Origin of the sequence: Bradyrhizobium sp. LjRoot220, assembly GCF_964252915.1 — a bacterium.
In the GTDB taxonomy this organism is placed as follows: domain Bacteria; phylum Pseudomonadota; class Alphaproteobacteria; order Rhizobiales; family Xanthobacteraceae; genus Bradyrhizobium.
This window is the reverse complement of the sequence record NZ_CAXUPS020000006.1, coordinates 171,685-193,599: the sequence shown is the minus strand read 5'-3', so window position 1 is coordinate 193,599 and position 21,915 is coordinate 171,685. Positions and strand designations below refer to the sequence as shown.

Genomic DNA, 21,915 nt, shown 5'->3' with positions numbered 1-21,915 from the left:
ATGGGTTCCGGTGTCATCACCCGCGAAGGCGGGTGATCCAGTATTCCAGAGACGCCAGTGGTTCAATCGAGAGGCCACGGCGTACTGGGTGCCCCGCCTTCGCGGGGCATGACATCCGCTAATGCCGCTAGAGCCCTACGCCACGCTCTCCAGAAACGCCTCTTCGGCGGCCTGTACCGCCTCGGGGGTTCCGACATGCATCCAGACGCCGTCGAGCCGCAGGCCGAACAGCCGCTCCTGCTCATTGGCGCGGTCGAACATCTTGGTCAGCGAGAACTCGCCCGCGGGCGCATCTATAAACAGCGACGGCGACATGATCGCGGCGCCGGCATAGACGAACGGCACCACCTGATGCTCGCGCCGCTTGCGCAGCGCGCCGTCAGGCAGCATGCCGTAGTCGCCGCGGCCGCCATAACCGATGCTGCTGGTGGTCGGCGCCATCAGCAGCAGGATATCCATGCGCTCGGGATCGAAGGTCTCGGCCAGCCGTGTCAGGTTGGGCCGCACGCCGTCGATCCACATGGTGTCGGCATTGAGATGGAAGAACGGCTCGTTGCCGAGCAAAGGCAAAGCCTTCACGACGGCGCCGCCGGTGCCGAGCACCTGGTCGCGCTCGTCGGAGATGGTAATGCGGGGGTGGGTTCGGGAGGCGGTATGCTCGATGATCTGGTCGGGCAGATAATGCACGTTGACCACGGCTTCGCCGACACCGGCGGCGGCGAGCTTGTCCAGCACGTGATCGAGCAGCGGCTGGCCCATCACGCGCACCAGGGGCTTTGGCATGTGGTCGGTCAGGGGGCGCATCCGCAGGCCGAGACCGGCGGCGAGGACCATGGCTTTCTTGGGCGTGACGGACATTCCTGGAATTTCTCGAAACGGATCAGCGCTGCGGATCATATCACGGTGATTCGGCTGATCCAGCGACTGTGAGCCCATAGTCATTGCAGATGACGGCTGTAAGACGACGCTGGTGCGGCGCGGCTCATGCTTCGGCGGTCTCCGCGCCGCGCTTGCCGGCCTTTTTCTTCTTGTCGCCCTGCTTCAGGAAATTGACCCCGATCTGGTCGCCATTGACCCAGGACAGTTCGCAGCGGCGGTACGCCAGTCCCGTCGACGACAGCAACAGGAAGAATTCCTTCAGGTGCAGACCCTCGACGGAGCCTTCCACCGTCAGCTTGGCGCCGGTCTCGGAGACGTCTTCCATGACGCATTCACGCCGCCAGGTGCCGTCGATGCCCATCATCTGCGCCGGATAGCCGCGCTCGAAGGTGACGCGATCTCCCTTGCGCCGCTCAGATGTCGCCATCGCCGTATTCCCGCTCCCAAGACGGCCGCTCGCACGCGGAGCATAGCCTTCCCCAGATTAAAGCCGGCTTGGCTAACAAGTGGTAAATCAAGATTCCAGCGGCGGCACGTTGGCAGCGTACCACTCGCGAAGGCCCGCCAGGGCCGGGTGGGCCAATGAACGATTGAGATAGGTCCAGATCCGCGGCTGATGCGGCAGATATTGCGGCTTGCCGTCGCGCCGGTTGAGCCGCGCGAAAGTGCCGAGCAGGCGGGTGTTCCGCTGCGCCGACATGATGGCGTAGAGCTCGGCGAAACCGGCGGGATCGAAGTTGCTGTCGGCCGCACGCCGCGCCTTGATGTAGCGTGTCAGCAACGTCAGTTCGAGCGCTTCGGGCACGTCGATCCGCGCGTCCTGCAGCAGCGATACCAGGTCGTAGGCGGCCGGCCCGAGCACGGCGTCCTGGAAATCAATGATGCCGACCCGCAGGATGCCGGAACGATCGTTGAGCCAGATGATGTTGGGGGAATGGAAATCCCGGATCACCCAGGTCCGCGGCGCGGCGGCCGGCTTCTTCAGCAGCTGTCGCCACATCGCGACGAATTCGTTGCGAAGCTCCTGGCCTGGCGCGATGCCACGATCGGGCAAATACCATTCGAGCATCAACCCCATCTCGACCAGCAGCGCCTCGGTATCGAACACGGGAATCGCGTAGGTGGATTGCAGCGTCAGCAGGAGGATGTCCGGCAGCGTCTCGCGATGCAGCGCCGCCAGCACATCGGTCGCAGCCTCATAGCGTTCCACGATCGGCTGCGGCGGGTCGCCCTCGACAACACCGGCGTGGCCAAAATCCTCGGTGATCAGGAAACCGGCATCGAGGTCCTGGTGGCGGATCGCCGGCGCCGAGAAGCCGCGCTCGCGCAAGCCGTTGGCGATGGCGACGAACGGCTTGACGTCCTCGGCCAGATGCACGGCGGCGCTGTAGGATTTGCCGTCATAGATCGCCGGGCCGTCCGGCCGCTTCGGCGAGTTCATTAGAATGGACGACGTACCGCCCTGATGCAGCCGCGCATAGGAGCGCGTCGAGGCATCGCCGGGCATGCGCTCGCGCCGTGCATCCAGAAAGCCCGCGGTCTCGAGAAATTGGCGCAGCGCCTTGAGCCGTTCGACCCGCGCCGACGCCTTGCCGTAACCGGTAAACTCGGCGGCGCGCGCGCTGGAGCCAAGCGCGGGGCGATGGCTGAAAGCGATGTCGATGCGGTCGTGCGGCAGCGCGTCAGCCGCGCGCTCCGGCCATTCGATCAACGCCAGCGTGCCCTCGGGCAAAGGCGATAGCCCGATCTCCTCCAATTCGCTGGAATCGTTGATGCGGTAGAGATCGGCGTGAACGATCGGAAACGGAGAATCGTAGCTTTGCGCCAGCGTGAAGGTCGGGCTCGGCACTTCCAGCGCCTCGTCGCCGGCGAGGTAGCGAATCATCGCCCGCGCCGCGGATGTCTTGCCGGCGCCGAGATCGCCCGACAGCGTGATCACGTCGCCGGGTCCGACCAGCAGCGCCAGATCGGCCATCAATTGCGCGGTCGCGATCTCGTTCGCCAGCGCCACTGAGAATGTCGCTGGCCCGGTCATTCGGCGGCGTTGCGATGGGCGTTCTGGTCGATCGGAAAGTCGCAGGTGACCGCCGTGCCCTGGCCGAGTTCCGAATCGACGCGCACCTTGCCGCCGTGCAGTTCGACGAACGAGCGCACCAGCGACAGGCCAAGCCCCGCGCCGCGGTGCCGCGAGCCGTTGGAATGGCTCTCGAACCAGTCAAACACCTTGTCCTTGACGTCGGGCGGGATCCCCGGACCGGAATCGGTGACCGTGAAGATGACGCGATGCTCGTTGCGCCGCGCGCTGATGGTGACGGCCGCGTCGTGCGGCGAGAAGCCGACGGCATTGGCCAGCAAGTTATAGAGCACTTGCACCACGCGGCGCTCGTCGCCGGTGAAGTCGCCGATGCTGGGATCGATGTCGACCTTGAGTTCGATGCGGTCGGTGGCGAGCCGGTCCTGAATGCCTTCCCTGGCCTGCTCGATGGCTTTGGCGATGTTGACCGGGCCGAGTTCGAGCTTCATGGCGCCGGCATCGATGGTGGCGAGATCGAGGATGTTGTTGGTCAGCGCCAGCAGCGCGTTGGTCGATTTGGTGACGTAGTCGAGATACTCGGCCTGCTTGGCTGTCAGCGGACCGGTCGAGGGGTCGCTGAGGAAATGGGCGAAGCCGATGATGGTGGTGAGCGGCGCGCGCAGTTCGTAAGACACGTGGTGGACGAAATCGACCTTCATCTGGTCGGCGGCCTCGAGTGCCTCGTTGCGTTCGCGCAGCGCGCGCTCGACATTCTCGGTATCGGTGATGTCCTGGAAGGTCAGCATGGTGGCGCCGTCGGGCAGCGGCATGGTCATGCAGGTCAGCACGCTGCCGTCCTTGCGCTCGAGCTTCAGCGCGACCGGCGCCCGGTTGCCGATCGCGGTGATCGCCTCGCGCAGCGCGCGCCAGGTCGGATCGTCGTCGAACAGCGGCCTGCACCAGGATTCCACGGTCTCGATATGGGGCTGTTCGCGCAGCTGCTCTTCCGACAGTTTCCAGATCTTGGCGAAGGCAGGATTGAACAATTCGACGCGGCCGTTGCTGCCGAACACCGCGACCGCTTCGGCAAGATTGCTCAGCGTCTCGTGCTGGACCCGTGTCAGCCCGTCGAACCGCCGTGCCAGATCGAGGCTTTCGGTGACATTGTCGAACAGATAGGTGACGCCGCCTTCGAGGTTCGGCGTGGTGACGACGCTGACCGCGCGGCCGTCGGGCAAAAACCAGGTGTAGGTCTCCGGCTCGACCGCGCGATAGGCCTCGTGCAGCTTGGCCTTCCAGGCCCGGAAGTCCGGCTGCTCGGGGAGTTTGCGCGCGGCGCGCAGCCGGTCGAGCACGCTGGAATCGTCGGGCTGGCCGTCAAGGAAGGCCTGATCGAGGCCCCACAGCCGGCGGTAGGATTCGTTATAGAAGGCGAGGCGGCGCTGGGCGTCGAATACCGCGACCCCGGACGACAATTGGTCGAGGGTGCGGCGATGCGCCTCCGCCATCCGCTCCAGCGCGGCGCGCAACGCGGTCGCCTCGCTGGCGTCGATCGCGATGCCGGCGCTGCCGCTACCCAGTTTCAGCGCCTGCACGTCATAGATGCGCCGTTCGCCGCCGACCACGATCGGCAGCCGCGCGCCAAAACTGGAATTGTCGTTCAACGTCCGGCTCATCTCGGTGCGCTGGTCGGTTTCCAAAAGTTCGAGGTTGCGACGGATGACGTCCGCGACGCTGGTTCCCTCGGTCGCCCGCACATAGGCCGTATTGGCGTAGCGCAGATTGCCCTCGGCGTTCTTGGCCCAGATCGGCCAGGGTGCGGCGGCGGCGAAATCGCGCAGCAGCTCGGTTTCTTCCTGCAGCGTCCTGTAGCGCAGATTGGATTCGGCAAGTTCGCGGCGCAGCCCGCCGAGTTCGCGAATCCGGACAATGGCCTGGCCGCCGATGGCACGGCCCATCGCCTCGATCGCGCGGCCGTTCGACGTCGAGAGGTTGAGCAGAAAGCCTTCGCCGGCCTCGCGCAGCGCATCGACCGCATGGTCCATCTGCAACGCCGGTTCCGGCGGCAACCAGGTTCCAAACGCGAGGATCCGCTGCGGCGAGTTTTGCAACGAATCCTGCGAGATCAGCAGCGCGGTATCGCCGCTGATCTGGGGCCGGCTGTCGCCGGCGGCCCAGGAAATCAGAACTTGCGGTTCGGCAAACAGCAGCGCCCGCAGCCGGTCGGCCTGCATCTGCAGTTCCGCGATGTCGGAACGCAACCGGACCTCGGTGCGAGTCGCCTTGACGCGGGTGTGCATCATCAGGATCGCCGCCACGACGGTGAAGCCGAGCAGCGACAATGCGGTCGTCAGCACCGCGAATTCCTGGTGATTGAGCTCGATCCAGGCCGAAATCGCCTCGGACAGCGACACATCGCCCGCCAACGCGGGTTCCGACATCACCAAAGCAGAGGCGAGCGCGATCATGCCGTGACGTGCCAGTGAGGTGCACGACAGCAGGTTTCGACGCATCGCCGCGACTACGCCCGACATGATTTGCCCCAGAACGCACGACTTCAGGCCCGGCGCTAACATCAGCCGTGCACGAATCGAGTGAGAGTATCCCCAACGTGACTCCATCGGTAAGAGTCCAGACCGTGAACGTGAATCCGCCTGTGCAAAAATGAACGAATTGCCGTTCGCTGTCAGCGCCCGGTCGAGCCGAATCCGCCAGCGCCGCGGTCGGTGGTCGAAAGCGTGTCGACCTGGATCAGTTGCGCCTGAACCACCGGCGCGATCACCATTTGCGCGATGCGCTCGCCGCGGCGGATCGAAAATGGCGCCTCACCGTGGTTGATCAGGATCACGTTGATCTCGCCGCGATAGTCCGCATCGACCGTGCCGGGCGTATTCAGGACCGTGACGCCGTGTTTGGCCGCCAGCCCCGAGCGCGGCCGTACCTGCGCTTCAAATCCCGTTGGCAATGCGATGGTCAGCCCGGTCGGCACCATTGCGTATTTGCCCGGCGGCAGGATCAACGGCGTTTCCGCCGGCACCGCGGCCAGCAGATCCAGCCCCGCCGCGTCCGCGCTCTGATAGGCCGGCAGCGCGAGGCCCTCGGCGTGCGGCAATTGCCGGATGTCGACCTTGACGGTTGCGCTCACGATTTCTTCTCCAGTGATTTTGCGATCCGCGCCACCAGTTCGGTCGCGACCTGTTCCTTGGTCATGACCGGCCAAGACTCCACTTCTATATCGTCGCCGCCGACTCTGGCGCCGTCGCGCTGCAGCAGATGCACGGTGTTGCGGTCGCCGCCCATCACGCCGGTTGCCGGCGACACGTCGTTGGCGACGATCCAGTCGCAGCCCTTGCGCGCGATCTTGGCTTTGGCGTTGTCGATCAGATGCTCGGTCTCGGCGGCAAATCCGATTACCAGCGGCGGACGCTTATCGCCGAGTTTTGAAATCGTCGCCAGGATGTCAGGGTTTTCGACCAGCTGCAGCGGCGGCATGCCGGCCGATGTCTTTTTCAGTTTCTGTTCGCCTTCATTGGCGACGCGCCAGTCGGCGACGGCGGCGGCGAAGATCGCGATATCCGCCGGCAAGGCTGCCTCGACCCGGTGCAGCATGTCGCGCGCCGATTCCACCCGGATCACGGTTACGCCGGCGGGATCGCGCAAATCCACCGGGCCGGAGACCAGCGTCACGTCGGCGCCCGCGGCCTGGGCTGCGGCGGCGATTGCAAAGCCTTGCTTGCCGGACGAGCGGTTGGCGATGTAGCGCACGGGATCGATCGGCTCATGGGTCGGCCCCGCCGTGATCAGCACGCGCTTTCCCGCCAGCGGCCGCGGCTGCGGCGGCCGCAATATGTCGACGGCGGCCGCGGCAATTTCCAAAGCCTCGGCCATCCGTCCGACGCCGGCCTCGTTGGCCTCCGCCATCTCGCCGGCGTTGGGCCCGATCGTGGTGACGCCGTCGCGCCGCAGCTGCAGCACGTTGCGGCGGGTGGCGGCGTTGTTCCACATCAAGGGGTTCATCGCCGGCGCCAGCAGGATCGGCCGGTTGGTCGCCAGCAAAATGGCGCTGGCGAGGTCGTCGGCATGGCCGTGCGCCATCTTCGCCATCAGGTCGGCGGTCGCCGGCGCCACCACGATCAGGTCGCAGTCGCGGGCCAGCCGGATATGCCCGGCGTCGAACTCGCTCTCGGCGTCGAACAGATCCGTATAGACGCGCTCATGCGCCAGCGCGCTGGCCGCCAGCGGTGTCACAAATTGCTGCGCGGCCTTGGTCAGCACGCAGCGGACCTCGATGCGCCGCTCCTTCAGCCGCCGGATCAGGTCCAGGGACTTGTAGGCGGCGATGCCGCCGCCGATGATCAGGGTAACGAGGGCATGGCCGGACGCATCGGTGCGGCCCGGAGCCCGCGCAGGGGCCTCCGCAGGCGCTGCAGCGGCGGCAGAGGGCGAGGTGGGCAGTTCAGGTCGGCCCTGGATGAGCTCGCCGAGGATGACGCGGACTTCTTCCTCCACCGAGCGGCCGTTGCCGGCCGATCGGAGCCGTAGATAGGCTTTTACGGTCTCGTCGAGCTTTCGAATGGTGAGACTGGCCATGGCAGGCTCCAGAAGGTGCTGATGTCAATGCTAGCACAGGGTGCATGCATTGCAATCAAATTTGCCGGACAGCCACCAATATCCCGATGAACGTCGCCGCAATAATCCAGAGCGCGACGGTGCGCCAGCGGCTCTTGCGTCCCTCCGCCCGGCCCAGCGCCGCAATGCTCTCTGGCGACAGCGTGACGCCCTCCCGGGTCATCTTCTCCAGCTGCTCCAGCACCGTCACCGAGCGCGTGGCAATGGCCGGCAGGCCCGCCAGCACGCGGCCGAGATCGCCCGCACCGGATACCGCACCCTGAATGCGTCCGATCGGGCCGAGATTGCGCTCGATCCATTCGCGCACCACGGGATCGGCGACCTTCCAGATGTCGAGTTTCGGGTCGAAGCCCCGCGCGACCCCCTCGACCACCACCATGGTCTTCTGCAGCAGGATCAGTTCGGGGCGGGTCTGCATGTCGAACAACCCGGTGACCTCGAGCAGCAGGGTCAGCAGCTTCGCCATCGAGATTTCTTCGGCGATGCGGTTGTGGATCGGCTCGCCGATGGCGCGGATCGCCTGCGCGAAATTCTCGACCGAGTGATGGCCCGGCACATAGCCGGCCTCGAAATGCACCTCGGCGACGCGGCGATAGTCGCGCGTGATGAAGCCGAGCAGAATCTCGGCGAGGAAACGCCGCTCCTTCAGCCCAAGCCGGCCCATGATGCCGAAATCGACCGCGACCAGGCGGCCGGTCTCGTCGAGGAACAGATTGCCGGGATGCATGTCGGCATGGAAGAAGCCGTCGCGCAGCGCGTGGCGCAGAAAACTCTGGATTACCTTGCGCCCGAGATCGGGCAGGTCGACCTGCGATTGCGCGAGGCGCGCGTGGTCGTTGAGCGCGATGCCGTCGATCCATTCCATCGTCAGCACGTTGTGGGTGGTGCGGTCCCAGTCCACCGCCGGCACGCGGAAATCCGGATCGTCGCGGGTATTCTCCGCCATCTCGGACATCGCGGCCGCTTCCAGCCGCAGATCCATCTCGATCGCGACCGAGCGCGACATCGTGTTGATGACCTCGATCAGCCGCAGCCGGCGCGCTTCGGCGGAATGCGCCTCGGCGTTGTGCGCGACAAAGAAGAAATCGGCGAGGTCGCGGCGGAACCGCGTGGCGACATTGGGGCGCAGCACCTTGACGGCGACCGACTTGCGAACGCCATCGCGCGTGACCTCGCCGCGATGCACCTGGGCGATCGATGCTGCAGCGACCGCCGGGCCCAGGCTCGCAAATGCCTGCGCCACAGGGCGTTCCAGCGAAGCCGCAATGACGGCCTCCGCCTCGCTTTGCGCGAACGGCGGCAGCCGGTCCTGCAAGGCTTCCAGATCGCGCGCCATCGCGACGCCGACCACGTCGGGCCGCGTCGCCAGAAACTGTCCGAGCTTGAGGTAAGCAGGCCCGAGCCGGGTCAGCGCCCGCGACAACCGCGGGCCGGATTTGGCGCCCGGCCGCTCGATGATCCGCGCCAGCTTGAGCGCGAGCTGGCCGGGCGGCGGCACCAGGCCCGGATCGACGACGCCGAATACGCCCTCGCGCGCGAACACGAAACCGGCGCGGACAAGCCGCGCGATGTGGGTCACCGCAGAGATCACAAACGCCAGCCCGAATGCAGCGCCACGATGCCGCCGGAGAGGGTTTCCCACTTCACCCGCGAAAAGCCGGCGGCACCGATCATCTCGGCAAAGGCGTTGGGCCTGGGAAACTTCCGGATCGATTCAACGAGATACTGATAGGATTCGGCGTCCCCGGTCACGGCGCGGCCGAGCGGCGGGATCACCTTGAACGAGAAAAAGTCATAGAGCCGATCGAGCCCGGGCACATCGACGGTGGAGAACTCCAGGCACAAAAACCGGCTGCCGGGTCTCAGCACGCGGTAGGCTTCCTTTAGCGCGGCATCGATCCGCGGCACGTTGCGGATGCCGAACGCGATGGTGTAGCCATCGAACGCGCGATCCGGAAACGACAACGCCTCGGCGTTGCCCTCGACGAACGAAACCTGCTGGTCGAGATGCCGCGCCATGGCGCGGTTGCGGCCGACGCCGAGCATGTCGGTGTTGATGTCGCAGACCGTGGCGCGGAAGCCGTGGCCTGCCGCCCTGGCCGCACGAAAGGCGATGTCGCCGGTGCCGCCGGCGACGTCGAGCAGCGCGAACGGCGCGTCGCTCTTCGGCGGATTGAGCTGGTTGATCATGATGTTCTTCCAGACCCGGTGCAGGCCCGCCGACATCAGATCGTTCATCAAATCATAGCGCGACGCCACGCTGTGAAACACGTCGTTCACCAGCGTCTGCTTGTCCCCCAGGGGGACGTCCCTGAAGCCAAAATGCGTCGTTTGGTCCGGCCGATCCATCAATCCATCTCCACACCCGGACCATAGCGCTCCCGGCGCAATGGCGCTATCACGTCACCTTCATAAGGTGAATGCCTGCATGCCCGAATTGCCCGAAGTTGAGACCGTCCGCCGCGGCCTGCAACCCGTCATGGAGGGGGCAAAAATCGTCAAGGCGGAAGCCCGGCGGAAGGATTTGCGGTTTCCCTTTCAAAAAGACTTTATCGCGCGGCTGGAAGGGCAGACCGTGACCGGCCTCGGCCGCCGCGCCAAATATCTGATGGCCGACCTGACTTCCGGCGACGTGCTGCTGATGCATCTGGGCATGTCCGGCTCGTTTCGCGTGCTGGAAAATGGCGGCAGCAACGCAAGCAAGAACACGCCCGGCCAATTCCACCATCCGCGCAGCGAAGAACGCACGCATGATCACGTCGTGTTCCACATGTCATCGGGCGCGTCGGTGGTGTTCAACGACCCGCGCCGCTTCGGCTACATGAAGATCATCGCCCGCCACGCGCTGGACCAGGAGCCGCTGCTGAAAGGGCTCGGTCCCGAGCCGCTCGGCAACGAATTCGACGCGGCGATGCTGGCGGCCGCCTGCTTCAACAAGAAAACCAGCCTCAAGGCCGCCTTGCTCGATCAGCGCGTGGTGGCGGGACTTGGCAACATCTATGTTTGCGAAGCGCTCTATCGCGCCCACCTGTCGCCGCGGCGCCTCGCCGCGACGCTGGCGACCAGAAAGGCAGAGCCCACCGACCACGCCAAACGCCTGGTGGGCTCGATCCACGATGTTCTGAACCAGGCGATCAAGGCCGGCGGCTCCTCGATCAGCGATCATCGCCAGACCTCGGGCGAACTCGGCTATTTCCAACACCGGTTCCAGGTCTACGACCGCGAAGGCGAAAAATGCCAGACACCCCGTTGCGGCGGCATCGTGCGGCGCTTCGTCCAGAACGGCCGCTCGACCTTCTGGTGCCCGAAGTGCCAGAAATAATCACTCAGCAAAAGTGCTGCGAAATCAAACCCATCCTTTCTGTGCATGGGGTTGTTTTCGCTATTTTGTGTCCGCGACCCTGCTCCAGGTAAAACGCGACAACGCGCCCCTCCTTCTGAAGGAGCGCGCCGCTGCTGTTGGCGTCAAGCCGATCGTGTGATCAGGCGACGAACGCTGCCGCTTCAGCAGGCGTCTCGACAAACATCGTGGCAAGCGGCGCTTCGAGCAATTCGCCGACGAGCACTTCCTGAACTGTCGCGCCGGCATTCAGCTTGGCTTCGACCCATTGCCAGAGGCCGCGGATTTCCTCGGCCGATTTGCTGCCAGGCGCATATTCGTTGACCGCAAGACCCGCGCTCAGCGCGTCCTGATGATCGTTGCGCATGACGATGAAGGGCGTTGCGACAACGCCGGATATGTCGAGCGCCGCTTCCTCGCTGAGCGCATTCGCCGCGGTGGTGAGGCGCTGGCCGCGGATCGGCGTCTGATTGAGGATGAAGGCGAACGGCTTGTTCCAGGCCCTGACGACGCCGAGCGTCGAAGCGGTGGCCTCGATGTCGGCCACGGTCGGGCGCGCCGGGATCAGGCACAGATCGGCGTGACGGATCGCCGTAGTCGTTGCGGCGCTGACGCCGCCCGATGTGTCAATGATCGTCAGTGTCACGCCATCGCGGTCCAGCGACTGCAGGCGTTGGTCGACGTCGCCGGCGACATAAACCGGTTCGACAATGGGTTCGGCATAGGGCCGGCGGGCCTGCCAGTTCGAAAGCGTGCCTTGCGAGTCGGTTTCGATCAGGCGAACGGTGTGTCCGGCCTGGATGGCGGCAAGCGCGAGGCCAATGGCAAGCGTGCTTTTGCCCGAGCCACCCTTTTGGGTGGCCAATACGATCGTTTGCATTGCAAATCCTTTGGATAGCTTTTCAGGAGGTCGGTGGTTACGCCACACAAGTCGCATCGCATTCTGCGGTGCCGAGCCAAGCTCGCTCAGACTTGCCCTGCCCGATCCAAAGGCCTTGAGGGGATCGCGGTTGTCCGAATCAGTAACAATGCAATGATGCCCGATTATAGAATTGTGGCTATTCCGTATGATTACTGGCACAGGTTGCGCTGAAATGCTTCCACCCGCCGACATCGCGCGCGGGCTCGCACGCGCGGAAGTGAAGTTCGGGTTGACGCAACGCATCGGTGCAACATGGTTCGTTGCAAATATCTATGCGGTCGCGCTGTGGTTTAGAGTCCGTCCTTTTGTTGCGAAAGTCCGTAGTTTGCCGCAGGGAATTTGCGTACTAGTACGGGCCGCCCGTTTCTCCATTCTTCATGGTTAACGCCCAACCTGATGTGCTGCCGGTAGCTTTCCGCCTGCACTTGAAGAGGCTTCACCATGGCATTTCTAGATTTGAATATACGCGGCCGTTTGATCCTGGGCTTCAGCGTGCTCTGCGCACTGCTGGCATGCGTGGTCGGCGTCACCATCGTCAAGGTCGGCGCGGTCAACGAATCCACCGACCGGAACGTCAACCTGCGGGTTCCAACCGCGATGGCCGCAAGCGACGTGGTGGCCGGGGTGTACGCCTCGCTGGCCTCGCTGCGCGGCTGGCTGATCACCGGCAACGATGCGTTCAAGGCCGAGCGCGTGACGCTCTGGAAAGACATTCAGCGCCACGGCTCCGCGATGGACAATCTCTCGAGCCACTGGACCGCCGAACAGAACAAGGCGGACTGGAAGCAGGCCAAGCCGTTGCTCGATGAATTGCGCAGCGCGCAGGACAAGGCCGAAGCGATTGCCCACACCCTCGACGAGCAGCCCGCCGCAAAGATTCTCGCCACCGAGGCGGCCCCGCTGGCCAAAACCATGCTGCAAAAGGCGACGTCGATCATCGACGAAGAGGGCGGCATTGCTTCGACGGATGCGCGCAAGAGCCTGCTGATCGGTTTTGCCGACATGCGCGGCAGTATGGCGATGGCGATCGGTGCGATCCGCGCCTATCTTTTGACCGCGGACATGGCTTTCAAGAAAGACTTCGAGGATCTGTGGGCGCTCAACCAGCAAAAATTCGACGCGCTCTCGAAGCGGCGCGCGGAGATGACGAGCGACCAGCAGAAGGCGTTCGATGAACTCGTGGCGGCACGTGCCAAGTTCGCGCCGCTGCCGCAGAAGATGTTCGAGATCCGGGCCTCTGACCGTTGGAACATGGCGCAGTGGTTTCTGACCAACGAGGCGGCTCCCCGCGCCAACAAGCTCCTCGATATCTTCGCCGGAACAAAGGACGCCGCCGGATCGCGTTCCGGCGGGATGGTTGCGCGTCAGCAGGACAATCTGAAACGTGACGGCGCAACGGTTCTCGCCGAAACCAGTTTCCTGATGACGCTGCTCTGGGTGCTGCTCGGTGTCGGCGTCGGCGTCGCGGCGACCGTCGTGTATCTGACCAACCGTTCGATCGTGCCGCCGATTCTCACCATGGTCGGCGCCATGGGTCAGCTGGCCGGCGGCGATCACTCGGTCGCCATACCGGCGACCGACAAGAAGGACGAAATCGGCCTGATGGCGCGCGCGGTCCTGATCTTCAAGGAGAACATGATCAAGGCGAGGGAGCTTGCCGAGAAGGAAGCCGAGGCTATCAGCGCGCGCGTGGCGCGGGCGGCGCGGGTCAATGAACTGACCGAGACCTTCGATGCCAACATATCGACGGTGCTGAGGTCGGTGGCGTCAGCCTCGACCGAACTGCAGGCGACCGCGTCGTCGATGACGGCGACGGCGGAAGAGACCAGCAACCAGGCGACCGCGGTCGCCGCCGCCACCGAAGAAGCTTCGACGAACGTGCAAACCGTCGCGGCCGCGTCGGAGGAGCTGGCCAGTTCGGTGACCGAGATCAGCCGTCAGGTCGCGCAATCGGCCACCATCGCGCGGAAGGCCGTGGGCGAGGCCGATCGCACCAATGCGACGGTACAGGGCCTGTTCAAGGACGCCGCCAGCATCGGCGACGTCGTCAAGCTGATCAGCGAAATCGCCAGCCAGACCAATTTGCTGGCGCTCAATGCCACGATCGAAGCGGCGCGCGCCGGTGAGGCCGGGCGGGGGTTTGCGGTGGTGGCATCCGAGGTCAAGAGCCTCGCCGAACAAACCGCGAAGGCAACGGACCAGATCGGCGCGCAGGTCTCGTCGATCCAGGCTTCATCCAGCGAAGCGGTCGCCGCGATAAAGGGGATCTCCGCGACCATCAATGAAATGAGCGAGATCGCCTCCGCAATCGCGGGTGCCGTGGAAGAGCAGGGCTCGGCGACCCAGGAGATCGCCCGCAACGTGCAGCAGGCGGCGCTCGGCACCGGCGAAATCGCGTCGAATGTGAGTGGCGTTCAGCAAGCCGCCGGCGACACCGGTGCTGCCGCGCATCAGGTGCTGCAGGCCTCCAGCGAATTGTCGAGGCAGTCGGAGACGATGCGCGGTCACGTCGAAACCTTCCTCAGCAACATCAAGGCGGCTTGATCCGATAGCCGATTGGCCCCTCCGCAGATGCGGGGAGGCTGGTTTACTTCCGCACGCAGATCACGCGCACCACCGACGCTTTTGCATCCGGCGATCCGTTCGCGCCATTGACGCCATTGGCCTTGAGGAAATCGCGCACGGAGTCCGACGTCACCAGCACCGCCTGAGATCCACCGTTGGCCGGTCCTGCGACGACCACCGGTTTCAGCAGCGCGATCCCGGCGAACTTGCCGTCGCCATCAAGCGCCGCCGCGCCGGAAAAGCCGAGCGCCGGCGGCGGCGACAACGCGACGTCGCTGCTGCCGCCGAGCTGCGCGACCGAGGCCTTGACGCTGCTGACCGCGCCGCCGCCGCCCTGGTTCTGAGGATCGGCAATGCCGGTCAGATCGAGCGCCGTCTTCGAGGCCGGATTGGCGATACTGAGCGGCTTCAGTCCGCGCGCGCCATAGATGCGCAGCAACGCAAGATCGTGCGCCTTGTCCTCGGCGACGCGATCGGCATTGCCGAAGCCTGCGATCGCGACCGCGACGCAGCCGTCGGTGATCTGGCGATCGGTCACGATCGCGCCGTCATCGCTGACGACGACACCGGTGCCATACTCAACGGCCTTGCGCGGCGGCGGCCCCGCGACCTGTGCGCCGGTCGGAAACGCGTTGAACGCGCTCGACATCGCGATCACCACCGGCTCCACGGTGTTCTCGACGGCCTGATCGTAGAGGATGGTGAGGATGCGGACCTCGTCGCCCTTGAAGGTGCCGCGCAGATAGAATTTCTTCAGGCCTTGCAGGCCGGACAGCACGAAGAAGTCCGGCTTCACCACCGTGTAATCGATGCTGCGCTGGGCTTCCTTCTTTTCCTTCTCGGCGAGCTTCGCCGTGGTCGGACCCGCTTCCTTGCGCCGCGTCAGTTGGATCTGCACCGTTCCGGTCGGCGAAGTCCATTTGGTGCCGCTGGCGTCGCTGGCTTGCTGCGGCACCAGTTTTGAGGGAATGCCGAGCCGCACGCCGGCGAAGGGATCGGTGACGACCTTCCAGCCGACATTTTCCTGCCGCTTCCTGGCGGTGTCGGCGAGGATGCCGCGCTCTTGCGAATTGAGCACGCCGGTTTCCTTGGCCCCGCGGCTCTTCTGGAATTCCTTGATCGCCTTGACCATGCGCTCGCTGACGTCGCCGGTGATCGCTCCATTGTACCGGCCGATCCAGGCGAGATCGGACTGCAGCGCCAGCCGTTCGGCTTGCGCCATCGCATTGGCGGTCTCCTCCGGCTTCTGCAGGGCGGGGCGGATCGGTACCGTCGTGACCGGTTTCGGCCTGGCGCCCGCCGTGGAGGGCGGCGTCAACTGGGCCTGAGCGGATGTTCCCAGGCCCGCGAAAATTGCGGCCGAGAGCATCCATGTTGCGGAAAACACCGATCTCATGACAAATCCCAAACTAATACGGGAAAGAATACTGGAGCGATCATTGACCTCGGGTCAATTAAGCACATCTGCTTGGTCGGCAACAACAGCGCCCCGGTTCAGTCTCCCTCATCCTGAGGAGCGGCGTCGGCCGCATCTCGAAGGATGAGGGCCCAACTGTGACCTCATGGTTCGAGACGCGCTTCGCGCTCCTCACCATGAGGGTTTGAAAGGCGTGATGTGGAAAAGGATTCAACAACACGATGCTGACCGCCGACGAACTCGAACGCTATGCCCGCCATATCGTGCTGCGCGAGGTCGGCGGACCCGGCCAGACCGCGCTCAAGGAGGCGTCCGCGCTGGTGATCGGCGCCGGCGGCCTCGGCGCGCCGGTCCTGATGTATCTCGCCGCCGCCGGCATCGGCACGCTCGGCGTGGTCGATGACGATATTGTCTCGCTGTCCAATCTGCAGCGCCAGATCATCCACACCACGCCCGATATCGGCAAGCGCAAGGTCGACAGCGCCGCGCAGCAGATCCACGCGCTCAATCCCCATGTCAATTTCGAAGCGCACGCCGTGCGGCTCGATGCCGGCAACGCCATGTCGCTGATCGGCGGCTATGATCTGGTACTCGACGGCTCTGACAATTTCGAAACCCGCTATCTGGTTTCCGACGCCTGCTTCCTCGCGGCCAAGCCGCTGATAACAGCGGCGCTCGGCCAATTCGACGGATCGCTGACCACGATCCGCGCCCACGAACGGGACGCCGACGGCCAGTTCAATCCAACCTATCGCTGTCTATTCCCCGAACCGCCGCCGCCGGGCACGGTGCCGGCCTGCGCCGAGGCCGGCGTGATGGGCGCGCTCGCAGGCATGCTGGGCTCGATGATGGCGCTGGAAGCGATCCGCGAAGTTGTCGGTTTTGGCGACAGCCTGGTCGGGCGGCTGGTGATGGTGGACGCCCGCGCGATGCGTTTCGAAACCCTGCGCTACCGGCGCGATCCCGCGAACCCGCTCAATGGCGATGCGCCCACCATCACGGACCTGAGCGGGCACCAGTAAGCGTCCGCCCTTTGCCGGTTAGTCGGCGTCGGCGATCTGCTTCTCGTAATCAGAGGCATTTGATTTGTCTGTCATGACGATCGGGCAGCGGAAGCAGGCTTCTTTGCCTTCCTGACGAAACCAGCGGCACGTCGAGCGGATCTGGCACGCGGGCAGCGCGTTGACCACGGCCGGAACGCCTTCGACGATCCGTTTGGCCAGGCTGCAGTTGTTGCCCTTGAAATGCTTGCAGCCGCCGCTGGCGCCGGCGCAGGGGGCCGCGATGCGAAACAGTTCCGTGGGCTTGGCATCTCCGGCAAGGGCAAGCAGCTTCTCGGAAACCGGCAGGGCCTCGGTGAGATAGCCGACCCTGTGGTCCTCCGGCGTGCCTGTCATCACGCCAAAGATCCGGGCGCCTTCGGTGGTAGCCTGAGAGCTTGGGCAGTCGATCTGTTTCTTTGATTCGTTGGACATGAAACCCTCTAATCGCGCGTGCCGGGTGAGCTGCGTCACCCCCGGGGAATGAAAAGGCTTCCGGGACGACGTCCGGCGCGCGACGCGCCGAACGCCGTCTCGTCGCCAGTCCGGTTCAGTACTGGAACGTCTTCGTGGGCAGCGTGGGCAGCCGCGGCGAGATCGCGCCGGTAAGGATCGTGCCGCCAATCGGGTCTTTGACGACAAGTATTTGCTTCGCGAAACCGGCTGCGACGATTTCGAGTTGCTCCGGGGTGAGCCGGACCGGCGCTTCGAGCTTCGCGGGCTCGATTTGAGTCACGTTCTTTTCGGATTTCTTCATCTGTCTTCTCCTGTCGCGAGACGAAGGGGCCATCCGCTTCGGCTGCCACAGGACGCTAGGCACGGCCGGGACGAAGTACCGTGATTTCCCTCACGGAGCCTCCTCGCGCCGCTCGAGCGGGCGCGAGGAGGTCGTGCGATCGCGTTCACGCCGTCAGTGCCGCTCGCTGTCCAAATGTGCCATTTGCTCCGCGGCATAGCGCGTGCCGGCGGCGGCGCCCGGCGGAAATGCGGCGGCGAGCGCGGCGAGATGCGCCGCTGACAGCTTCACATCGAGCGCGCCGAGCGCCTCTGTGAGGCGGTCGCGGCGCCGCGCGCCGACCAGCGGCACGATATCGGCGCCCTGCGCCGCGACCCAGGCAATTGCGACCTGCGCCACCGATGCGCCGAGATCGGCGGCAACCGCGCGCAGCGGTTCGACCAGCGCCAGATTGGCATCGAGATTGGCGCCCTGGAAACGCGGGGTCATCTGCCGGAAATCCGCGCCGGATTTATCTTTCGACCAGTGCCCGCTGATCAGGCCGCGCGACAGCACGCCATAGGCCGTGATGCCGATGCCGAGTTCGCGGCAGGTCGACAGGATGTCGTCCTCGATGCCGCGCGAGATCAGCGAATATTCGATCTGCAGATCGGCGATCGGATGCACGGCATGGGCGCGGCGGATGGTGTCGGAGCCGACTTCGGACAGGCCGATATGCTTGACGTAGCCGGCCTTGATCATGTCGGCGATGGCGCCGACCGTGTCTTCGATCGGCACCGCTGGATCGAGCCGCGCCGGCCGGTAGACGTCGATGTGATCGACGCCGAGCCGGACCAGCGAATAGCTAAGAAAATTCTTCACCGCCGCGGGGCGGCAGTCCATTCCGATGAAACCACGTGCGGGATCACGCAAGCCGCCGAATTTGACGCTGATCTGCAGATTGTCGCGGCTACGGCCGGCCAAGGCCTCTCGGATCAACAGTTCGTTATGGCCGACACCATAGAAATCGCCGGTGTCGAGCAGCGTGATGCCGGCATCCAGCGCGGCGTGGATGGTGGCGATGCTCTCGTTGCCGTCGGCAGGGCCATAAAAGTCCGACATGCCCATGCAGCCGAGGCCGATGGCGCCGACGGTGGGGCCGGTGGTGCCGAGTTTGCGATGTTCCATGGTGGTGCTCCTCGTATTGGCGGCGGGTCTTCCCGCGCCGGGTTGGACGAGGCTGGATATGGCGCATACCGATTACGCCGATAAGCTGGACAATATTAAATGGCTTGTTCAATATATCGAACAATGCAGGATTTTGATCTCCGCGATCTCGATGCCTTCGTTGCCGTGGCGCGCACCAGGAATTTCCGGCGCGCCGCGATCGAGCAACGTGTCTCCGTCTCCAGCCTCAGCCAGCGGCTGCGCGACATGGAGGAGCGTCTCGGCGTCCGCCTGATGAACCGCACCACGCGCAGCGTCGCGCTGACCGAAGCCGGCGAGCTGCTGCTGGCCCGGGTCGGACCGGCGATGTCGGATGTCCGCGACGGGCTGGATCAGGTGCGCGGGCTGCGCGGTGTGCCGTCCGGCCGCCTGCGGATCAACGCGCCGCCGCCGGTGATCGATCTGGTGCTGGCGCCGATGGTTGCGCCGTTCCTCAAGGCGTATCCGCAGATCGATCTCGAGATTGTCGGCGACAGCGCATTCGTCGATATCGTCGCCGAAGGCTTCGATGCCGGCGTGCGCTTTGGCGAGCATTTGGCGCAGGACATGATCGCGGTCTCGCTCGGCCCGCCTCAGCGCTACGCGGTGGTGGCTTCGCCGCAATATGTTGCGCAGCACGGCCGGCCGAAGCATCCCAAGGATCTGCTCGATCACGCCAGCATCCGCATCCGCTTCGGCAGCGGTGCGATACCGGAATGGGAGTTCGAGAAGGCTGGTCGTGTCGTCAAGGTCTCGCCGCCGGGAAAGCTGATCGCAACACATCTGGGGCTGGCGCTGCGCGCGGCGCTCGATGGCGTCGGCTTTTGGCCGACATTTGAGGGTTACGTTCGCGAGGCGGTGATGTCAGGCGAACTCGTCAGCGTGCTCGACGACTGGTGCGCGCCGTTTCCCGGACCGTTTCTGTATTACCCGAGCCGCCGCCAGCCGCCGCCCGCGCTCGGCGCCTTCGTGAGCTTTGTCGCGGAATGGCGGAAGCAGGAGAAACGGAAGGGCAAAGGGGACGTAGCGAGCTAACTCGCGCTGTCCCCCGTCATCCTGAGGTGCGCGCCCTTGCGCGCCTCGAAGGATGAGTGCGCCTGTGGCCCATCCTTCGAGGTTCGCCCAGCGGTGCAAGTGCACCGCAAGGCTCGCACCTCAGGATGACGGGTGCGCCGAGCCGACCCACTTCAGTATTATTGGTCCCCGCAGGTCGTTGTAGCCGATGACGATATCGGCGCGTCGTTCCGGGTCGCACTCACCCAGATATCGCTTCTGGCCGTCGACATAACGCTGGTTCGAAGCCGCATCGGCCACGTCAGAAGATGGACCACGTTGCGCGCCGCGCGGCACCGAAATCTCAAAATCGACCTTCAGGAAGATCGAGAGGTCCCAATACGACCGAAGCCCGGAACGATGGAGGAAAATGCCGTCGATGATGAGCGCGGAAGCAGGTTCCGCCTGCTGCATCACCAGGTCGAAAGGTCGATCATTGTCGAGATCAAAACGCTTTGCGGCGTATCGGCCAGAGCCGCCTTGGCTCAAGGGATCGAGCAGCAGCGTTCGAAATGAATCGTAGTCATACGAGTCGAGATAAAAGCCGTCAGGTGAATGCCGGCCTCGCGCATAACGGAGCGCGCGCGGCTGATGAAAATCGTCGACCGAGGCGCGGATCGTCGGGCGCCCTTGTGCCGCCACGAGCGGGGCAACGGCGTCCGCCAGCGTCGTTTTTCCCGCGCCATCGACGCCGTCGATTGCAACGCGGATGATCCGCCCCGGATGCAATGCGACGATGGCAGCAGCGAGACGGTTTAGCAGGGTCGCGTGGGCTCCGCTCACGTCTGCCTTCACCAGCCCTTCACAGCATGCTGGGCAGCACGCGGTCCGGCGGCTTGTGGTTGTCGAGGAAGGTCCGGATGTTGATGATCACCTTCTCGCCCATCTCGACGCGGCCTTCGATCGTGGCCGAGCCCATATGCGGCAGCAGCGTGACCTTGCCGGCCTTGGCCAGCCGCACCAGTTTTGGATTGACGGCCGGTTCGTGCTCGTAGACGTCGAGGCCCGCGCCGCCGATGTCACCGGCTTCGATCAGCTTGATCAGCGTGTCCTCGTCGATCACCTCGCCGCGCGCGGTGTTGACGATGTAGGCCTCTTTGCGGATCAGTTTCAAGCGCCGCGCCGACAACAGATGATACGTCGCCGGCGTGTGCGGACAGTTCACCGAGATGATGTCCATCCGCGCCAGCATCTGATCGAGGCTTTCCCAATAGGTCGCGCCCAATTCGTCGGCGATCATTGGCGCGACGGGGCGGCGGTTGTGATAGTGGATCTGCAGGCCGAAGGCGCGCGCCCGGCGCGCCACCGCCTGGCCGATGCGGCCCATGCCGATAATGCCGAGGCGCTTGCCGCCGATCCGGTGTCCGAGCATCCAGGTCGGCGACCAGCCCGGCCAGTTCTTGCCGTCGGTGAGGATCGAGGCACCCTCGATCAGCCGCCGCGGCACCGCCAGGATCAGCGCCATGGTCATGTCGGCGGTGTCTTCGGTCAAAACCTTCGGCGTGTTGGTCACGGTGATGCCGCGCGCATGCGCCGCCGTGACGTCGATATTGTCGACGCCATTGCCGAAATTGGCGATCATCCGCAGCTTGCAGTCGGGTTGTTTCAGAATTTCCTCGTTGACCAGATCGGTCACGGTCGGCACCAGCACGTCGGCGGTGCGGACCGCCTCGGCGATCTGTTCCGGCGACATCGGCGTATCGTCGAGATTCAACCGCGCGTCGAACAGTTCGCGCATCCGGGTCTCGATCGAGTCCGGGAGCTTGCGGGTGACAACGACGAGAGGCTTTTTCTTAACCGACATGTCCTGCTCTCATAAGGCAACCGCTCGCCCAACCTTTAGCAAGGCAGATGCTTCGCCGTTGAGGCCTCATTAACCTGGTTGTTCGACACTGCAATGGCTGCGCGGTTCGAACGGCTACCTGGTCGTTTCCTTGGTGGCTTCCTTGATGGTTTTTCCTTGGAGCTTCCTTGGGTTCCCCATCCTTACCTCGGAACTGCCGAGGGAAGGGTCAAGGGTAACGTTGGGGAAATTTGAGCGTTCTGGTCTCAAGCGTTCCGTCCTCTCTAGCAGAAGGCCGGGCCAAGACAAGAACCTCTCGGGAACGACAATCCGGGTTGCGACTATGGCGGGC

Annotated in this window: 19 protein-coding genes; 4 read left to right on the top strand and 15 right to left on the bottom strand. The window is 64.5% G+C overall.

What is annotated here, in order from left to right; translation table 11 throughout:
• Positions 1-135: 135 nt before the first annotated feature.
• The 8 genes from ACSQ84_RS24235 to ubiE form a co-directional block, all read right to left on the bottom strand.
• On the bottom strand, positions 136-858 hold the full coding sequence (locus ACSQ84_RS24235; protein ID WP_436214243.1) for a nucleotidyltransferase family protein: 723 nt from the start codon (positions 856-858) through the stop codon (positions 136-138).
• A gap of 124 nt (positions 859-982) precedes the next feature.
• Positions 983-1,306: a PilZ domain-containing protein gene (locus ACSQ84_RS24230; protein ID WP_436214242.1), complete on the bottom strand. Its 324-nt coding sequence runs from the start codon at positions 1,304-1,306 to the stop codon at positions 983-985.
• 87 nt (positions 1,307-1,393) lie between these two features.
• Positions 1,394-2,914: a tRNA (adenosine(37)-N6)-threonylcarbamoyltransferase complex ATPase subunit type 1 TsaE gene (gene tsaE, locus ACSQ84_RS24225; protein WP_436214241.1), complete on the bottom strand. Its 1,521-nt coding sequence runs from the start codon at positions 2,912-2,914 to the stop codon at positions 1,394-1,396.
• Complete coding sequence (locus ACSQ84_RS24220; RefSeq protein WP_436214240.1) at positions 2,911-5,427, bottom strand: ATP-binding protein; 2,517 nt, start codon at positions 5,425-5,427, stop codon at positions 2,911-2,913. Before ACSQ84_RS24220 ends, tsaE begins: the two co-directional genes overlap by 4 nt.
• A gap of 152 nt (positions 5,428-5,579) precedes the next feature.
• A complete protein-coding gene (gene dut, locus ACSQ84_RS24215; RefSeq protein WP_436214239.1) occupies positions 5,580-6,038 on the bottom strand; it encodes a dUTP diphosphatase in 459 nt (152 codons plus the stop codon).
• Positions 6,035-7,483, bottom strand: coding sequence for a bifunctional phosphopantothenoylcysteine decarboxylase/phosphopantothenate--cysteine ligase CoaBC (gene coaBC / locus ACSQ84_RS24210; RefSeq protein ID WP_436214238.1), 1,449 nt, complete (start codon positions 7,481-7,483; stop codon positions 6,035-6,037). Before coaBC ends, dut begins: the two co-directional genes overlap by 4 nt.
• A gap of 55 nt (positions 7,484-7,538) precedes the next feature.
• Entirely contained in the window at positions 7,539-9,113 is a 1,575-nt protein-coding gene (gene ubiB, locus ACSQ84_RS24205) for a 2-polyprenylphenol 6-hydroxylase (protein WP_436214237.1), read from the bottom strand.
• Positions 9,110-9,871: a bifunctional demethylmenaquinone methyltransferase/2-methoxy-6-polyprenyl-1,4-benzoquinol methylase UbiE gene (gene ubiE / locus ACSQ84_RS24200; protein WP_436214236.1), complete on the bottom strand. Its 762-nt coding sequence runs from the start codon at positions 9,869-9,871 to the stop codon at positions 9,110-9,112. Before ubiE ends, ubiB begins: the two co-directional genes overlap by 4 nt.
• Positions 9,872-9,950: 79 nt before the next feature.
• On the opposite strand from ubiE, the gene mutM reads away from it, so the two are divergent.
• Entirely contained in the window at positions 9,951-10,844 is an 894-nt protein-coding gene (mutM, locus tag ACSQ84_RS24195) for a bifunctional DNA-formamidopyrimidine glycosylase/DNA-(apurinic or apyrimidinic site) lyase (RefSeq protein ID WP_436214235.1), read from the top strand.
• 160 nt (positions 10,845-11,004) lie between these two features.
• Here the strand turns inward: mutM and ACSQ84_RS24190 are convergent, their stop codons facing one another.
• A complete protein-coding gene (locus ACSQ84_RS24190) occupies positions 11,005-11,742 on the bottom strand; it encodes an AAA family ATPase (protein ID WP_436214234.1) in 738 nt (245 codons plus the stop codon).
• A 483-nt stretch (positions 11,743-12,225) separates the two neighbouring features.
• Here ACSQ84_RS24190 and ACSQ84_RS24185 point away from each other — a divergent pair, with 483 nt between their 5' ends.
• Positions 12,226-14,328, top strand: coding sequence for a HAMP domain-containing methyl-accepting chemotaxis protein (locus tag ACSQ84_RS24185; protein ID WP_436214233.1), 2,103 nt, complete (start codon positions 12,226-12,228; stop codon positions 14,326-14,328).
• Positions 14,329-14,371: 43 nt separating this feature from the next.
• Here the strand turns inward: ACSQ84_RS24185 and ACSQ84_RS24180 are convergent, their stop codons facing one another.
• Complete coding sequence (locus tag ACSQ84_RS24180; protein ID WP_436214232.1) at positions 14,372-15,745, bottom strand: serine protease; 1,374 nt, start codon at positions 15,743-15,745, stop codon at positions 14,372-14,374.
• 242 nt (positions 15,746-15,987) lie between these two features.
• Here ACSQ84_RS24180 and ACSQ84_RS24175 point away from each other — a divergent pair, with 242 nt between their 5' ends.
• Entirely contained in the window at positions 15,988-16,788 is an 801-nt protein-coding gene (locus tag ACSQ84_RS24175; protein WP_436214231.1) for a HesA/MoeB/ThiF family protein, read from the top strand.
• Between the two features lie 18 nt (positions 16,789-16,806).
• Here the strand turns inward: ACSQ84_RS24175 and ACSQ84_RS24170 are convergent, their stop codons facing one another.
• From ACSQ84_RS24170 to ACSQ84_RS24160, 3 genes are all read right to left on the bottom strand, one after another.
• Positions 16,807-17,280 (bottom strand): hypothetical protein, encoded by a 474-nt coding sequence (locus tag ACSQ84_RS24170; RefSeq protein WP_436214230.1) that lies wholly within the window; start codon positions 17,278-17,280, stop codon positions 16,807-16,809.
• Positions 17,281-17,356: 76 nt separating this feature from the next.
• Positions 17,357-17,563: a hypothetical protein gene (locus ACSQ84_RS24165; protein ID WP_436214229.1), complete on the bottom strand. Its 207-nt coding sequence runs from the start codon at positions 17,561-17,563 to the stop codon at positions 17,357-17,359.
• A 153-nt stretch (positions 17,564-17,716) separates the two neighbouring features.
• Complete coding sequence (locus ACSQ84_RS24160) at positions 17,717-18,709, bottom strand: aldo/keto reductase (RefSeq protein ID WP_436214228.1); 993 nt, start codon at positions 18,707-18,709, stop codon at positions 17,717-17,719.
• A gap of 123 nt (positions 18,710-18,832) precedes the next feature.
• On the opposite strand from ACSQ84_RS24160, the gene ACSQ84_RS24155 reads away from it, so the two are divergent.
• Positions 18,833-19,762 carry a LysR family transcriptional regulator gene (locus ACSQ84_RS24155; protein ID WP_436214227.1) on the top strand — a complete coding sequence of 310 codons (930 nt, stop codon included), beginning with the start codon at positions 18,833-18,835 and terminating at the stop codon, positions 19,760-19,762.
• A gap of 120 nt (positions 19,763-19,882) precedes the next feature.
• Here ACSQ84_RS24155 and ACSQ84_RS24150 read toward each other — a convergent pair whose 3' ends face one another.
• Both ACSQ84_RS24150 and ACSQ84_RS24145 read right to left on the bottom strand, forming a co-directional pair.
• Positions 19,883-20,563, bottom strand: coding sequence for a uridine kinase (locus ACSQ84_RS24150; RefSeq protein ID WP_436214226.1), 681 nt, complete (start codon positions 20,561-20,563; stop codon positions 19,883-19,885).
• A gap of 19 nt (positions 20,564-20,582) precedes the next feature.
• Positions 20,583-21,584 (bottom strand): 2-hydroxyacid dehydrogenase, encoded by a 1,002-nt coding sequence (locus ACSQ84_RS24145; protein ID WP_436214225.1) that lies wholly within the window; start codon positions 21,582-21,584, stop codon positions 20,583-20,585.
• Between the last annotated feature and the right edge of the window lie 331 nt (positions 21,585-21,915).